This window comes from Opitutaceae bacterium, assembly GCA_015075305.1.
Classification (GTDB): Bacteria; Verrucomicrobiota; Verrucomicrobiia; order Opitutales; family Opitutaceae; genus UBA6669.
Map to the genome: position 1 here is coordinate 334,663 of JABTUS010000003.1, position 14,937 is coordinate 349,599.

14 protein-coding genes are annotated in these 14,937 nt (G+C 61.4%); 12 read left to right on the forward strand and 2 right to left on the reverse strand.

The window, feature by feature from the left end; all coding sequences use genetic code 11:
* The first annotated feature begins 475 nt into the window (after positions 1–475).
* The 12 genes from HS122_08315 to HS122_08370 all read left to right on the forward strand — a co-directional run bounded on the left by HS122_08315 (position 476) and on the right by HS122_08370 (position 11,814).
* The gene (locus tag HS122_08315; GenBank protein ID MBE7538400.1) at positions 476–1,810 is read left to right on the forward strand and encodes a sugar isomerase; all 1,335 of its coding nucleotides are present in this window, start codon (positions 476–478) and stop codon (positions 1,808–1,810) included.
* A gap of 146 nt (positions 1,811–1,956) precedes the next feature.
* Entirely contained in the window at positions 1,957–2,235 is a 279-nt protein-coding gene (locus tag HS122_08320; protein ID MBE7538401.1) for a UxaA family hydrolase, read from the forward strand.
* Between the two features lie 7 nt (positions 2,236–2,242).
* The gene (locus HS122_08325; GenBank protein ID MBE7538402.1) at positions 2,243–3,412 is read left to right on the forward strand and encodes a UxaA family hydrolase; all 1,170 of its coding nucleotides are present in this window, start codon (positions 2,243–2,245) and stop codon (positions 3,410–3,412) included.
* A 97-nt stretch (positions 3,413–3,509) separates the two neighbouring features.
* A complete protein-coding gene (locus HS122_08330) occupies positions 3,510–4,340 on the forward strand; it encodes an Ldh family oxidoreductase (GenBank protein MBE7538403.1) in 831 nt (276 codons plus the stop codon).
* Entirely contained in the window at positions 4,292–4,573 is a 282-nt protein-coding gene (locus tag HS122_08335) for an Ldh family oxidoreductase (protein ID MBE7538404.1), read from the forward strand. Before HS122_08330 ends, HS122_08335 begins: the two co-directional genes overlap by 49 nt.
* An 18-nt stretch (positions 4,574–4,591) precedes the next feature.
* Entirely contained in the window at positions 4,592–5,572 is a 981-nt protein-coding gene (locus tag HS122_08340) for a hydroxyacid dehydrogenase (GenBank protein ID MBE7538405.1), read from the forward strand.
* Positions 5,573–5,579: 7 nt separating this feature from the next.
* Complete coding sequence (gene fsa / locus HS122_08345; protein ID MBE7538406.1) at positions 5,580–6,227, forward strand: fructose-6-phosphate aldolase; 648 nt, start codon at positions 5,580–5,582, stop codon at positions 6,225–6,227.
* Positions 6,224–7,645: an NAD-dependent succinate-semialdehyde dehydrogenase gene (locus HS122_08350; protein MBE7538407.1), complete on the forward strand. Its 1,422-nt coding sequence runs from the start codon at positions 6,224–6,226 to the stop codon at positions 7,643–7,645. Before fsa ends, HS122_08350 begins: the two co-directional genes overlap by 4 nt.
* 14 nt (positions 7,646–7,659) lie before the next feature.
* Complete coding sequence (locus HS122_08355) at positions 7,660–8,721, forward strand: Gfo/Idh/MocA family oxidoreductase (protein MBE7538408.1); 1,062 nt, start codon at positions 7,660–7,662, stop codon at positions 8,719–8,721.
* Positions 8,718–9,965 (forward strand): putative sulfate exporter family transporter, encoded by a 1,248-nt coding sequence (locus tag HS122_08360; protein ID MBE7538409.1) that lies wholly within the window; start codon positions 8,718–8,720, stop codon positions 9,963–9,965. The genes HS122_08355 and HS122_08360 overlap by 4 nt, the downstream gene beginning before the upstream one ends.
* Before the next feature lie 236 nt (positions 9,966–10,201).
* Positions 10,202–10,345, forward strand: a complete 144-nt coding sequence (locus tag HS122_08365) for a hypothetical protein (protein ID MBE7538410.1) — start codon at positions 10,202–10,204, stop codon at positions 10,343–10,345.
* Between the two features lie 53 nt (positions 10,346–10,398).
* Positions 10,399–11,814: a sulfatase gene (locus tag HS122_08370; protein ID MBE7538411.1), complete on the forward strand. Its 1,416-nt coding sequence runs from the start codon at positions 10,399–10,401 to the stop codon at positions 11,812–11,814.
* 49 nt (positions 11,815–11,863) lie between these two features.
* On the opposite strand, the gene HS122_08375 is transcribed toward HS122_08370, so the two are convergent.
* Positions 11,864–12,580 (reverse strand): 1,4-beta-xylanase, encoded by a 717-nt coding sequence (locus HS122_08375; protein ID MBE7538412.1) that lies wholly within the window; start codon positions 12,578–12,580, stop codon positions 11,864–11,866.
* 361 nt (positions 12,581–12,941) lie between these two features.
* Complete coding sequence (locus HS122_08380; GenBank protein ID MBE7538413.1) at positions 12,942–14,501, reverse strand: sulfatase-like hydrolase/transferase; 1,560 nt, start codon at positions 14,499–14,501, stop codon at positions 12,942–12,944.
* Positions 14,502–14,937: the final 436 nt, after the last annotated feature.

The window sequence follows — 14,937 nt, forward strand, 5'->3', positions numbered from 1 at the left end:
GCTCGCTTGTCATTTGGCCTTATTCCGATCTGGGGGATGGTCGCTGCAAATTTGGAGCCCGCTTCTGGAGACTGCATCAAAGGGCGAATGGGCAGCCGATAAAGATCGGAATGCCGAATCAGATGGGCTGGTGCGCATACCTGACGAATGGCATGGCCTTCATAAAACGTCACGCGTGGGACTCCGTCGCCAGATATCCGGATGACGGGTGCAATTGTGAGATATTCAGCAATGCACGCATGCTAGAACTCGAGACACTGGGGCCATTGTCATCGCTTTGCCGGGGAGAGACCGTGACGCACACCGAACGTTGGGAGCTCCATCCAGCGCCTGCAGGGCTGGCAGAGGAATCCGATGAGATCCTCCACGATTATTTCAATCGCATGGAGGCGGAATGGGCAACAGCTCTCGCGAGTTCTGGGGACCTTCTTTGAGAGTGATCCCCATGCCTTCCCCAAGTTTCACCCAAATCACGATGTCTTTTCGACCGGTTGTTGGAATCGTCTTTCTTGGTCGCCGCCGCCCGGGATTCGACATGGCTTGGAGCCGTAGCATTGAGGAACGTGTGCGCGAATCATGTGGCCGGGCACCGGAGTTCATCTGCTTCGAGCCTCCTGAAAAGGCCGTCGATGAGGCTTCGCTTCGCAGGATCATGTCCGCATGTACTGAAAGGAAGGTCGATGCGATCGCGGTGCTGCAGCCCACAATGGGTGATGGGCGACTCTTGCAGACGATGATCCAGCTCTGGTCCCATCCGCTGATACTATGGGCCACCCCGGAGAATCCGCAGGGTGACATGGTTACCTGCTCGCTTGTCGGCACCCACTCGTGGGCATCGATGCTGCGGCACATGGGCCATCCGTTTTTCATTGTCAGCGGGGCTCCGGATTCACCCGCGGTGCGGCAGCAGCTCAACGAAGCGGTTCGCATGGCGAATACCTGCCGCCGTTTGAAGGCAGCGAGGTTGGGAATGATTGGCGGTCATGTGCCTGGATTCTTCGCCATGGGAGGGGATCCCTTCAGCATTTACCATGGCCTTGGCGTTCAGGTGCAAACTTACACGCTCGTTGAGTTTCTAGATGTTGTGAACGGCATCGACACCGCCTCGATCGAGCAGGATGTAGCCGCAACCAGGGCATTGGGCCTGCAGCACAAGGACACGGCCGACGAAGACCTTTCTCTGGCGTCCAGACTGTATCTGGCCTTGCGGGCTTTTTTCCTAAATGAAACGCTCGACGCTCTTACAATCCGCGAGTGGCCGGAATTGCCGAACAAGACGGGGCAGTGGCCGTTGCTAGGCGTCGCGCGACTTCTTGATGAAGGCTTCCCACTGGCGATCGAAGGCGATGCGGACGGGGCAATTCTGGCGCTGATGGGGGAGAGTCTTGGCCTTGGCCGCAGCTATCTGACGGACTGGCTGGAGCATGATGAAAGCGAGATTACCCTGTGGCATGGTGGCGCAGCTCCGTTGTCGCTCTGTGAGCCCGGTGCCAAGCTCGCACGACACTTCAATACCGGGCATCCGATGGCGATCGACGCGACAATCCGCATCGGCATGCCTGTGACACTGGCCCGAATTTGGAGGCTTGAAGGCAGATACTTTGTCACGGCCCGGGAGGGGGAGACCGTTCGACCGCGGCGGGAGATACTAGCAACAAACGCACGGGCGCGGCTGGACAGGCAGAGACCCGACGAATGGTTTGAAGAGCTCTGTCACCTCGGAATGCCTCATCATGTGACCCTGTTTCAGGGACGCCACGAAAAGCTTCTGAGGCGATTCTCCCGCGCGATGGACGCACAATTCGTCTAACCCCCGCAAGAGCGTCTCCAAGATGTTCGAGGATTGATTCGTTGAAGTGGCTTTGACTGCGATATTCTTCTTGTCTTCAAACGCGAGTGTTCCATTTTGCTTTCGAAATAACTAATTGTTAGACTCTCTTTCTGGAGATTCCTACCATGTTCTCATTCCTCATGCATGAAGACGCGGACACCGTGGGCGTGGCCGTGGTTGACATAAAGGCGGGGCAGCAGGTCAGGGGCCGCTCGCTCCATGGCAAGGCCAGTCCCGTCGTCACCGCCCGGTCGGAAATTCCGCTGGGCCACAAGATCGCCCTTCGCGACTTCAAGCCCGGGGACACGGTCATCAAGTACGGCCATGATGTCGGCAGGATCGTGGCTCCGATCGCCCTTGGCGAGCATGTGCATGTTCACAACCTGAAAACCAAGCGCTGGTAGTTTTTCCATGAGCAGACAATCACTCAATTTCCAGGGATATCGTCGCGAGAATGGACGAGTCGGCACTCGCAATCATGTCGTCATCCTTCCGGTCGACGACATCTCCAACGCGGCCTGCGAGGCCGTCGCCAACAACATCAAGGGCGCGATCGCGCTGCCGCACGCCTACGGGCGGCTTCAGTACGGCGAGGATCTTGCGTTGTTCTTCCGCACGATGATCGGCATCGGATCAAATCCGAATGTCGCCGCCGTGGTTGTCATCGGCATCGAGCCGGGCTGGACCCAGCGCATTGTTGATGGCATCGCCACCACCGGCAAACCGGTCTCCGGATTTTCCATCGAGCGCTTTGGCGACATCCGGATCATTGCCGAGGCGTCCCGCAAGGCGAAGGAATACGTCCACTGGGCGAGCGAACTCACGCGAGAAACCTGCGAGCTGCGCGAACTCTACATCTCGGTGAAGTGCGGCGAGTCGGACACCACCACCGGACTCGGATCATGCCCCACGGTCGGCAATTTGATCGACAAGGCGGTCGCCGCCGGGGCGACCGCATCCTTTGGGGAGACGTCGGAGCTCACGGGCGGTGAGGGAATCGTCAAGGCGAAGGCGGCGACCCCGGAGGTAGCGGAAGCCTTCATGAAAATCTGGCAGAACTACACCGATGAGATCCTTCGTGAAAAGACGGACGATCTTTCGGAGTCACAGCCGACCAAGGGTAACATCCGCGGAGGACTTTCCACGATTGAGGAAAAGGCGCTCGGCAACATCGAGAAGCTCGGGCGGCGCACCCAGTTCGTGGGCTGCCTCAAACCGGCTGAAGCGCCCGGCGGGCCCGGCTTGTGGTTCATGGACACATCCTCGGCTGCGGCCGAGGCCGTCACGCTCTGGGCCGCATCCGGCGCCGTGGTGCATCTGTTCCCGACAGGGCAGGGCAATATCATCGGCAATCCCATCGAGCCCGTCATCAAACTCTCGGCGAACCCGATCACCTGCCAGACCATGAGCGAGCACATCGATCTGGATGTCTCCGCCATCCTGCGCGGCGAGATGACGGTTGACGAGGCGGGTGACAAGTTGATCGAACTCACCCTGCGCACAGCCAGCGGCCGGCTGACCGCGGCGGAGGTGCTGGGCCATCGCGAATTTGTGCTCACCAAGCTCTATCGCAGCGCCTGACGCGGGCGCATGCAGTTGAAATTGAGTCGAGTCCGCCAGTCCGTGCACCGCGGACAAGCCTCAGTGTTGCAGGCACCGCCTTTCACAACCCTTCCCTGTGTCCACTTCTCCTCCACAGACCGCCCGTGTTCCAGCGGCAGCGTTGCAAGAGCTCATCCGGACTCTGTCGGTCGCGGCTGGCGTGCCGGCACAGGATGCCGGGATCCTGGCTGAGGTGCTGGTCAGCGCCGACTTGAACGGACAGTCGACGCACGGAGTCTCACGGCTCGAAATCTATCTGCGACGCATCGGGCTTGGCTTGATCGATCCGAAGGCGGAGCTGACCGTCGAGCACTCAGCCCCGTCGGTCCTGGTGTTGAACGCCAACAATGGCCTCGGGCAGGTCCAGGCCGTCAAGGCGCTCGATCGGCTCGCTCCCCTGGCACGCGCCAATGGCATCGCCGCGGCGACGCTGAAGTCATCCCAGCATTTCGGTGCGCTTTCATACTACTGCAACCGCATGGCCGCGCGACAGATGATCCTGCTTGCCATGACAAACTGCGAGCCGGCGATGGCTCCGGCCGGGGGCGGCGAGGCCTACTTTGGCACGAATCCGATCGCAGCCTCTTTTCCAACGAGGCGCGGATTTCCGATAAAGATCGATCTTGCGACATCCATCACAGCCCGCGGAAACATTATCGCCGCGAAAAAGGAAGGGCACTCCATTCCGGAAGGCTGGGCGCTCGATGCGGAGGGCCGGCCCACGACCGATGCCTCGGCCGCGCTCAACGGCAGTGTGCTCACCATGGCGGGCCACAAGGGTTATGCGCTGGCGCTGATGGTGGAGATGCTCTCCGGCGTGCTTTCTGGTGCGCAGATCGGCGCGGAAGTGGGTTCCGCGTGCATGATCTTGGGCGATCCCAGGGGGTCGGCCATTTCTTCTGCCTGATGGACATCGCGGCCTTCATGGAGCCGGCGGCGTTCACCGCCCGAACTGACAAATTGATCAGCGCGGTGAAGGCGGTGAAAAAGCGTCCGGGTGTGGATGAGATTCTCCTGCCTGGAGAGCGGTCCCAGAGAACGGCGGCGGAGCGCGCGGAGCACGGCGTGCCGGTGTCGTCGGCCACATTGGGGGAGCTGAAGCTTCTCTGCGATCAGTTCAAGATTGCCTGCCCCCTCTGAGATCCAGGAGACGCCGCAATGAAACCGGACATCTTGATCACTGAAAGGATCACGGGGCCATGGGTCGACGCCCTCTCAGAGGACTTTGCCGTGCATGCCGAGCCCGAACTTTGGAAGTCACCGGATCTGCTCGCAAAACGCATTGTCGATTGCCGGGCGCTGATCGTGCGCAACCAGACGCGCGTCACCGCTGAGCTGATTGCCGCGGCACCGAGGCTGCAGGTGATCGGGCGGGCGGGTGCGGGGCTTGACAACGTCGACGTGCACGCCGCCTCGGCAGCGGGAGTGGTGGTTGTCAGCACTCCGGATCAGAACTCCCTGTCCGTGGCTGAGCTCGTGCTGGCCATGATGTTTGCGCTTGCCCGTCAGCTGACGGTGGCGGACCGCAGCACGAAGCAAGGCGGATGGGAGCGCCAGAAATTCACGGGCATCGAGCTTTCGGGAAAAACCCTCGGGCTTGTGGGTCTCGGGCGCATCGGATTCCTCACCGGGCTGCGCGCTCGCGCGCTGGGCATGCGGGTGATCGCGCACGATGCGTTCGTGAGTCCCGATGCCGCCGCGGTCACCGAGACGCAGGCCGAGCTGGTGCCGCTTGATGATCTGCTGGCCCGTTCCGACTTCGTTTCCTGCCATGTGCCGCTGACATCGCAGACGCGCCGCATGTTCGCCTACGAGCGGTTTTGTCAGATGAAGCCCTCCGCCTATTTCCTGAATCTCGCGCGGGGTGAACTTGTTGACGAAGCGGGGCTCAATCGAGCGCTCGATGAGGGCAGGCTGGCCGGCGCCGCGCTGGATGTGCGGGAACAGGAGCCGCCGGGGCCGTCTCTTCTTTCTGCAAGGGACAATGTCATCCTCACTCCGCACATCGCCGCATTCACCCGCGAAGGGCAGGCGCGCGTTGTCGCCGCAATCTGTCGCGATGTTGCGAGCGTGCTGAATGGAGAGACTCCGCGAAACCCTGCAAACTTCCCGCGGCCTCGTGCTGGATCGCGAATTTGAATCTATCATGAAGCTGTTCATCGACACCGCCAACGTCAGCCAGATCAGGGAGGCGGCCGCCCTGGGAATCCTGGATGGCTGCACCACCAACCCGACGCACGTCGCGAAAACCGGTCGTCCGGCCGCCGAGGTCTACCGCGAGATTTGTGACCTTGTTCCAGGGCCCGTGAGCCTGGAGACAATCGGCCTCACGGCCGGGGAAATGATCAAGGAGGGGCGCGATCTGGCAAGGATCAGCTCCAATGTCGTGGTGAAGATTCCCATCACGCCGGAGGGGCTGAAGGCTGTGAAGGTGCTCGCCGCCGATGGGATCAAGACCAACGTCACGGTGACTTTCTCGCCGTTGCAGGCGCTGCTCGCCGCCAAGTGCGGCGCGACCTACATCAGCCCGTTCGCGGGTCGCCTGGACGCGGTCGGTCATGACGGCATGGAACTCGTGCGGCAGATAAAGACCATCTATGCGAATTATTCCATGCGCACCGAGATCATCGTGGCGGCGGTTCGGCACCCGCTTCATGTGCTTCAGTCCGCGCTGTGCGGCGCCGACATCTGCACGCTGGCCTACGATGTTCTGATCCAGCTTTACAACCATCCGCTGACGGATGCCGGAATCCAGCAGTTTCTCAAGGACTGGCAGTCCGTTCCGAAGCCATGAGCGCGCGGCCCCTCTATCTGAATGGCGAATGGAGAACGACGTCCGCCTCGCTGCAGGTCGTCAATGCCGCGGATGGTTCCCCTCTCGAGCGGGTCTGCACGGTAGGGCGGGCGGAGGTGTCGGATGCGCTGCGGGATGCCCAGTCTGCGCTGTCGGTATGGCGTGGACGCACGGCATTGGAGCGCGCGGATCTGCTGCTGAAAGTCGCTGCGGTGCTCGGCAGGCGCCGTGATGAGATCGCACGGATCATCACCCGGGAAAATGGCAAACCCCTCGCGCAGAGCCTGGGGGAGGTTGCGATGTCGGTGGACCATTTGCGCTGGTTTGCGGAGGAGGCGCGTCGCGCCTACGGTCGGGTGGTCGCTCCCCAGACTCCAGGAAAACGTCACCTGGTGATCACCACACCCATCGGTGTGGTCGGGGCGATCAGCCCGTGGAACTTTCCCCTGGTGCTTGCAGTTCGCAAGGTAGCCCCGGCGCTGGCTGCCGGCTGTCCCGTCGTGCTGAAGCCCGCGAGTGCGACGCCCCTGTCGTCACTCGCTTTTGCGGAATGTGTCTCGGAAGCCGGTCTGCCTGCCGGCGTGTTTCAGGTCGTAGCCGGCAGAGCGTCGGAGATCGCCGCGGAATTTCTGGAGAATCCGATCTGCCGCAAGATCACCTTCACCGGATCGACCGAGGTTGGGCGCCTGCTCATTCAGGGAGCAGCAGCCCACGTCAAGCCGCTCTCGCTTGAACTTGGCGGCCACGCGCCGTTCATCGTTTTTTCGGATGCGGATCTCGACCGTGCCGTTGAAGGCGCGACAATCGCCAAGTTTCGCAACACCGGCCAGTCGTGCATCGCAGCGAGCCGGATTTATGTGGAACGCTCCTGTTACGCGGAGTTTCTCGACCGTTTTGTGGCGCGCACGCGGCAGTTGAAGGTTGGCGACGGTTTCGTTGAGGGCGTGGAGGTTGGGCCGTTGATAGACCAGGCGGGTCTGGAGAAGGCGCTTGAGCACGTTGAGGATGCGGTCAGTCGCGGGGCCCGGCTCTGCTGTGGTGGAAAACGTCACGGAACTGTGGGCTGGTTTCTGGAACCCACCGTTCTTGCGGATCCGGCTGAAGACGCGCTTTGCATGCGCGAGGAGATGTTTGCGCCGCTGGCGCCAGTCTGTGCTTTTGATGCGGAGGAAGAGGTGGTGGAGAGGGCCAATGCATCCTCCTACGGCTTGAGCGCCTATGCCTACACTCGCGACCTGGCGCGCACCTTTCGCCTGATGGAGTCGCTGGAAACCGGAACCTTGGGAATCAACGATCCGGTTCCGACAACCAGCCAGTGCCCCTTTGGCGGTGTGAAGCAGAGCGGCTGGGGACGCGAGCTGGGCGGCGAAGGCATGGCCGCGTTTCTGGAGATCAAGCATGTGTCGCTGGGCCTATGACCGGAGCGGATTCCGTGTCACCGCCTCCGCTTGCCTCAGGCAGGAACCCTTCGACGGGTTCCGGAGGCTCCCGGTCGATGGTCCGCTGGCTGGTGGTTGGGCTGGGTGACGTCGCGCTCCGGCGAGTTCTGCCCGCGTTGCTGCGGGAGCGCCGCAGTGTAATCCACGGTGTGGTTTCACGTGATCCGGCCAAGGGGGCCGCGCATGCTCCGCGCGTGTGGACCGACTTGTGGGATGCGTTGCAGGATGAGGCGATTGATGCGGTGTATCTCGCCACGCCGGTGTTTCTGCACCACCCGCAGGCACTGCAGGCTTTGCGGGCGGGAAAACACGTGCTTTGCGAAAAACCGATGACGATTTCATGGGCTGAGGCCTGCGAAATGGAGCAGGTCGCGAACCGTGAGGGCCGCTTGCTGGGCGTGGCCTACTTCCGCCGTTACTACCCGAAGCTTGTTGAGGCGAGGAAACTGCTTGAGCAGGGAGCCGTCGGGGTGCCCGTGATGGCGTTTGCGACCTGCGGCGAATGGATCCCGAAGTTCACAGCGGAGCGATCGTGGCTGCTGGATCCGAGCCAGGCGGGTTCGGGTCCGCTCTACGACATCGGATCGCATCGCATCGATGCATTGAATTTTCTGCTCGGCGATCCCGTGCGGGTGACGGCGCAGATGAGCACGACTGTGCGGCCGTTTCCGGTGGAGGACGGCGCAACGGTCTTGATTGAATACGCCAGTGGCGTCCGGGCGATGGTGGACGCACGCTGGAACACTCGAACGGCCATGAACGAATTCAGAATCGTGGGTACGGACGGCGTTCTGGAGCTCAGTCCCCTGGATGCCCCCGGACTCACCTGCGGAGATCGAAAGCTGCACCTGCCGTGCGATGAGAACCGGCACTTTCCCTGCATCGAGGCATTTGTGGCTGCGGTTCTCGATGGGATGCCCCTTGAGTGCAGCGCGGCACGGGTGCGCGGCGCGGCTCGCGTACTGGATGAGGCCAGCAGGGAGTGGCGCGAGGCATTGCAGTTGAAAACATCTGTGGGGCAGGCTCAATCGATGACCAACGACGGATACACATGAGGAGCAACAACCCTTCCGCTGGCGGAAGATTCAACGTCTATTTGGATAGCGAATCGGTCCGCGATTCGTTCGACAGTCTGGAGGGAGTCTATGTGTCGACGGAGGAAGGCGCCGCCGGCTCTTCATTGGCCGGCGGCTGGCGCGGCTGGCTGCTCCGCGCCATGGAGGGCGCTGGACGAGTTCTCCCAGGGCTGGTGCTTGCCGGGCTGCTTGGCTGGGCTGGAGCAGGGGCGGTCGAATGGGTGGGACATGGAATCCTCGGTCTGGAACACAGTCCCGTCAGCCCGATTCTCATCACCGTGCTGCTCGGCCTGCTGATGCGCAATATCATCGGGCTGCCGAAGACGTTTGAGAGCGGGCTCACATTCTGCGTGAAGCGGTTGTTGCGAATCGGAGTGGCGCTGCTCGGCTTGCGGCTCAGCCTGGGGATGGCGGGAGAGATAGGGGTTCACGCATTGCCCATTGTCGCCTGCACCATCGTGGTCGCCTTCCTGCTGGTGTCGTGGCTGGGGCGCTGGCTCGGGGTGTCGCCCAGGCTGACTCATTTGATCGGAGTGGGCACCGCCATCTGCGGAGTCTCGGCCATCGTTGCCACGGCGCCGTCCATCGATGCAAAAAAGGACGAGATCGGCTATGCCGTGGGTGTGATCACGCTGTTTGGGCTCGTGGCATTGCTGGCCTATCCTTCGATGGCTCACGGCATCTTTGCCGGAGACGCGAGATTGGCCGGCTATTTTCTCGGCACGTCGATACATGACACTTCCCAAGTGGCGGGGGCCGGGCTCCTGTATCAGACCCGATATGATTCCCATGAGACCCTCGCGGTGGCGACAACCGTCAAGCTTGTCCGCAATCTGATGATGGGCCTGTTGATTCCAATTGTCGCCTGGCTCCACCATCGGCGTTCGACGTCCGGAAGAGGCGCGGTTCGCAGACCCCTCTCGCAGTGGATCCCGCTTTTCATCGTGGGTTTTGTCTGCATGGCGCTGGTGAGGAGCGTGGGGGATATGGGCAATCGTCCGTTTGGACTCTTGGAACCCGATACGTGGAAGATGGTCCTGACTCAGACCGGAACGCTCTCCACGGCGTGTCTGACCCTTGCGATGGCGGCGGTCGGATTGGGGACTGATTTCAGGGAGTTTCGCCGCCTTGGCTGGCGTCCCCTGTTTGTTGGAATGTGCGCAGCCCTGTCGGTGGGCGTGACGAGTTATTTCCTGATCCAGTACTTCATTGCCGCGCCTTGACCCTGCCGGAGCACGCACATTCCTTTCACAGCAACCTTTCACGGACACCATGGGTTCAAGTTCCCTCTTCACCAAACGGCTCATGGCCGGCGTGCTGTTCGTCCTTGCGTTTTCGTCGGTGCTGCCCGCCGCGAGTTCCACTCCCAACATCGTCTACATCATTTCCGACGTCCAAGCCTGGACTGACTATGGTTTCATGGGTCATCCGCAGATCGAGACGCCGAACCTCGACAGGCTTGCTGTCCGACCTCCTCGCCGATCCGCACGAGAATCGCAACCTGGCCAGGGACAATCCTGAACTCGTGGCGAAACTCGCCGCACGGCTCGATCAATGGTGGCTGCCTTCGGAGCGCAAGATGCTCAGGCGCTGGACAGACTGAACCGCGCATGCTCATTGGAGCGTGTGAGCCGCCAAACCAATCTCCCATCCATCATGAAGACCTCCCTTCGTTTCGCCATTATTGCCGCGATCGGGATTCTTGGAGGTGCGCTTCGAGGGGCGCAGCCGGAACGACCGCCCAATATCGTGCTCATTCTGGCTGATGACCTCGGCTGGGCGGACCTCGGCTGTTACGGAAATACGTTCAACGAAAGCCCTCGCATCGACCGGCTCGCCCGCGAAGGCCTGCGTTTCACGCAGTTCTACGCGGGCCCGGTGTGCTCGCCCACGCGGGCCAATCTTCAGAGCGGGCGCGATCAGGCGCGCTACGGCATTACTCAGCACATTCCCGGGCATCGCCGCCCATTCGCAAAGCTGACTGATCCGGTCGTCCCACGGCAGCTTCCGCTCGAAGTGGTGACGTTTGCGGAGCGGCTGCGCGACGGGGGCTATGCGACCGGATACTTCGGAAAGTGGCACCTCGGCGGCGAAGAGTTTGGACCGGAAAAGCAGGGCTGGCAGGTTGTGACGGAGTTCACCGGCAATCTCACACCGTCCCACCTCCCCGAGGCCGTGTCGACGCCGCGCGCCGCGGCTTTCCTCGCAAGCCGCGCCGTGGCGTTCATTCGCGAACACCGGGAACATCCGTTCCTCCTGCAAGTGTCGTCAAGTGCGGTGCATATCCCGCTCACGACAACCCCGGAGCTTCTTGCCAAATACCGGTCGAAGACTCCGATGCCGGGTTATCCCAGTTTGCCGGAATACGCCGGCTTGATCGAGGAGCTCGATGCATGCGTCGGTCGCATTGTCGATGAAATTGATGCCGCCGGGCTGGCGGAAAACACGCTTGTGCTGTTCGTCTCCGACAACGGAGGACTGGTGCATCAGCAGGACGGAAATATCGTCACGTCAAATGGGACGCTTCGCGGCGAAAAGGGAACCTTGTACGAGGGCGGGATCCGCGTGCCAGCCGTCGCGCGCTGGAAGGGTCGGATTCCCGCGCAGCGGATCTGCGGCATACCCGCCCTCACGCAGGATTTGTATCCAACATTCCTCGCACTGGGCGGTTTGAAGATGCCGCCACCCGCAGAACTTGATGGTGTGAGCATCGCGTCATTGTTGTTTGATCCATCAGCCAGGCTGGCGCCGAGAGCATTGTACTGGCATCTGCCACATTATCATCATGGCACGCCGGCAAGCGCGATCCGCGATGGTGACTGGAAGTTGATTCAGCTGTTCGAAACCGATTCGGTGGAGCTCTACAATCTCGCAAGTGATCCCGGTGAAACGACCAATCTTGCTGATCGCGAACCGCAGCGTTCCGCCACAATGCTCGCGAAGCTCGCGGCGTGGCGCACGTCGGTGAATGCACAGATGCCTGTGCCAAATCCCAACTACGATCCGGCCCGTGCCAGCCAGATCGGCAGTGGCAAATCCGGGAAGAGCGGATCGAGAAAGGGTGGAAAATAGTGAGGACGGGCCGGTTGGAGCTGACTCCGGCCGGCTGGGGCGTGGCGCACTATTTTCCGCGCGCAAGGCGGAAGCTCTCCGCGTGGAAGCGCAGGGTCGCGGTCTTCAGCTGCGCGTAGTACTCCCTGTTGGAGTGGCTGACGCCATCGAGGATGATCTTTTCGAAGGGCAGCTTCAGTTCACCGAGGAACTTCATGTAGTCCAGGTTGGGCAGGTAGTTGAAATCCTTCGTGCCGATGACCAGCAGGAGGCGCACGGGTGGAACGGGCTGCGCCGCGTATTTCTTCGCGAGGAAGAAGACGTTGTTGTGGAGGTGCTGTCCGGCATCGACAGCCTTCTGCTCGTTGCCGTATCCGGCGCCGATCGGAGCGGCGGAGCAGAAAAGTTCCGGATACTTGAAGACATCGCGGGTGGTGCCGCGCCCGCCCATGGACATTCCCTCGATGGCGCGATGATTGCGGTCGGCGATCGTGCGGTAGGTCCGGTCTATGAGGGGGATCAGCTCGGCGATGAACGCGGTTTCGCCCAACTGCCCCGTCTTCGGGTCGTCGTAGTGCCAGAGTGGGCCGCCATTGACGAACACGATGATCATCGGAGGCAACTCGCGGGCACGGATGGCCCGGTCCGCGATGGGTGCGACGGCGGGAACACCGGTCAGCTCATTGCCATTGCCGCCGTGCAGCCAGTAGACGACGGGAAAGCGAGCCTGGGAATCCATCGCGTAGTCAGGCGGCAGGTAGATGCAGTAGCCCACATCGATATTCATCGAAGGCGAATGGAAGCGGTGATGCTCGACACCGCTTGGAAGCGGCCCCGCCGGTTCCTTCCACCACGAGTGTTGCCGAGCGGGCTGCCCCTGCATTGACATCAGCCCGGCAAGAACGAATGAAGCGATTAGTACAGCGATGCGGGGAAATCGATTGGAGTGCGGTGACATGTTCGGGCGAGAGGGGAGGCTTTCAATCAACCGATTTCAGCAGTTACACGCAACACTCTGCTGGCCGCGGGTCGAAGGCGATTGATGGCGCAGGGCTGCCTGCCAGCATTCCGAAAGTGTCCATTCAACCTCGTGCAATCGGATCGGGGTCCGCTGCTTTCAGCGTCCCGCCATCCGGGGATTGCAAACCTCAGGGAGACTGCGGCGTTGGGAGGTGATTGACGATGCTGGCATGGGTTCTGAGCAGCTCCTGCTCCAGCAGATTTCTCAAGCGGTTGACGGTGGCGGCGTGGCGTTTGTCGCCCGCGAGGTTCACGAGCTCGTCGGGGTCGTTCTTCAAATCATAGAGCTCTTCATTCACTCCGGAAGTCAGTGTCCGGATATACTTGAAATCATCCCTGACGACGAAAAACCACCAGGGAACTGTGATGTGACTGCGCAGGGGCTCCTTGCTCTGTCGGAATTCGCTGGCATCGGAGCCAAAGAATTCGGCCGTGTAAGCGAGGAGCGCCGGATGTTCCCATGTGGCTTTTGGATTCCGCAGAAGCGGCCCCAGATCATGGCCGTGCATCGCCCAGGGCAAATCAATCCCCGCGAACTTGAAGAAGGTTGGGACAAGATCCGCGCCACCCACGGGAACCGTTGACACGGCGCTCTTCGGCAGACGATCCGGCAGGCTGACTATCAGCGGGGTGCGAATATTGGCGTCATAGGGCGCCACCTTCGTATCGAAGCCATGCTGTCCCCAGGCGTACCCTTGGTCGCCGGTGAAAACCACCAGCGTATTCTGAAGCTGGTTTGTCTCCTCGAGAGACTTCATCAAGCGACCAACAGCCTCATCCAGCGACTGGACCGTCTGCGCCACCTGGCGCGACCAGGAACTCAGCGTGTCATCGTGCAGCAAGGGGAGCGCGGCGGCCAATGGCCGGACTCTATGCGGGATCGGCTGACCTTTTGGCCCCTTGATCCATTGCTCCCGGATACGAGCGTAGTCGGGCTTTCCGGGTCGGGGAGGATAGATGTCCGGCGGATTGGGTACGGTTGCGCCCGGATAGAGATCACGATGGCGTTCCGCGGGAGTGTATGGCGCGTGTGGTGCCGTGTAGCAGAGCCAGAGGAACCAAGGTTTCGATGCATCCCGATTGGCTCCGCGGATGTATTCCTCCGCCCAGTTCGTGTAATTGTCGGTGGCGTAACCTGGCACAACCCGCGGTGGAGCCCCGTTGATTTGGAGCGTTTGATTGAGGTAGTACTCGCTGGCGACCTCGCGCTGCGGCCTTCCCGATGAATAGTTCCAGACGATCTGATAGTCCCAATCCCGCCCGTACCCCGTGTCCCTGCCGGTATGCCATTTGCCAATATGTGCGGTCTGGTAGGCGTTCTTCCGAAAAACGGACGGCCAGAACGGACGCTGGGAGGGATCGTACGTTGCGCTGGGGTAGGGCTCGGTGGACCGCATGGATTCGATCGCGTAGGGCAGCAGGCCGGTGAGCTGCGTTGCCCGCGACGGCATGCACCAGGTTCCCACATAGGCATGCGTGAACCGCACCCCGCGTCCGGCCAGTCGGTCGATGTTCGGCGTGGAAATCCAGGGGTAGGCCCCCTTGTAGCAACTGATGTTGCGGTACGACAGGTCGTCGGCAAAAATGTAGAGGATGTTTGGGCGGCGCGGGGCGCTGGTCTCGGCAAGTGTGCGGCAGGCGAGCACCGGGGTGAGGCAGATTACCAACAGCTTGATCACGCTCTTCATGTTCGAAGCAGATGATGATTGTGTCGCGAAGGTTCGGCAGAAACGACGTCCAACGCGAAGTGACGCGCTGCAGCCATGCGCGGACCCGCGGCCTTGGTCGGCAATTTGGGCGTGATGCGGAGGGTGAGCACCCGTGGCATACGTTGACGTGTTCAAATAGGGCTGCGCCGCTTGTCAAGCCGCGCCAGACCATCGGTTCACTCTTGAGACCATTGAGTCCGGCCGGCAGGTGGCGCATCTCGTTTCCATCCTTTCGGGGCAACCGCCCCGCCCGCATTCGCTGCCCCCCTCTGGGCCACGCTTTGTGAAACGCACGGGAGTCTGAGGTGCGCTCGATGCAATAATTCAAAGACTTCGCGCTGCCGGGATTGTATCATAGTGCCAAAGTTTGGGTCTTTAGGCGTAGCGGGGCGGGTGGCGGTATCGGTACTCTGGG

Bases quoted from the DNA above. Each gene is read 5' to 3' on its own strand.
- HS122_08315 (MBE7538400.1), top strand. From the start codon at position 476: ATGTCTTTTCGACCGGTTGTTGGAATCGTCTTTCTTGGTCGCCGCCGC.
- HS122_08320 (MBE7538401.1), top strand. From the start codon at position 1,957: ATGTTCTCATTCCTCATGCATGAAGACGCGGACACCGTGGGCGTGGCC.
- HS122_08325 (MBE7538402.1), top strand. From the start codon at position 2,243: ATGAGCAGACAATCACTCAATTTCCAGGGATATCGTCGCGAGAATGGA.
- HS122_08340 (MBE7538405.1), top strand. From the start codon at position 4,592: ATGAAACCGGACATCTTGATCACTGAAAGGATCACGGGGCCATGGGTC.
- fsa (MBE7538406.1), top strand. From the start codon at position 5,580: ATGAAGCTGTTCATCGACACCGCCAACGTCAGCCAGATCAGGGAGGCG.
- HS122_08350 (MBE7538407.1), top strand. From the start codon at position 6,224: ATGAGCGCGCGGCCCCTCTATCTGAATGGCGAATGGAGAACGACGTCC.
- HS122_08360 (MBE7538409.1), top strand. From the start codon at position 8,718: ATGAGGAGCAACAACCCTTCCGCTGGCGGAAGATTCAACGTCTATTTG.
- HS122_08370 (MBE7538411.1), top strand. From the start codon at position 10,399: ATGAAGACCTCCCTTCGTTTCGCCATTATTGCCGCGATCGGGATTCTT.
- HS122_08375 (MBE7538412.1), bottom strand. From the start codon at position 12,580: ATGAATATCGATGTGGGCTACTGCATCTACCTGCCGCCTGACTACGCG.
- HS122_08380 (MBE7538413.1), bottom strand. From the start codon at position 14,501: ATGAAGAGCGTGATCAAGCTGTTGGTAATCTGCCTCACCCCGGTGCTC.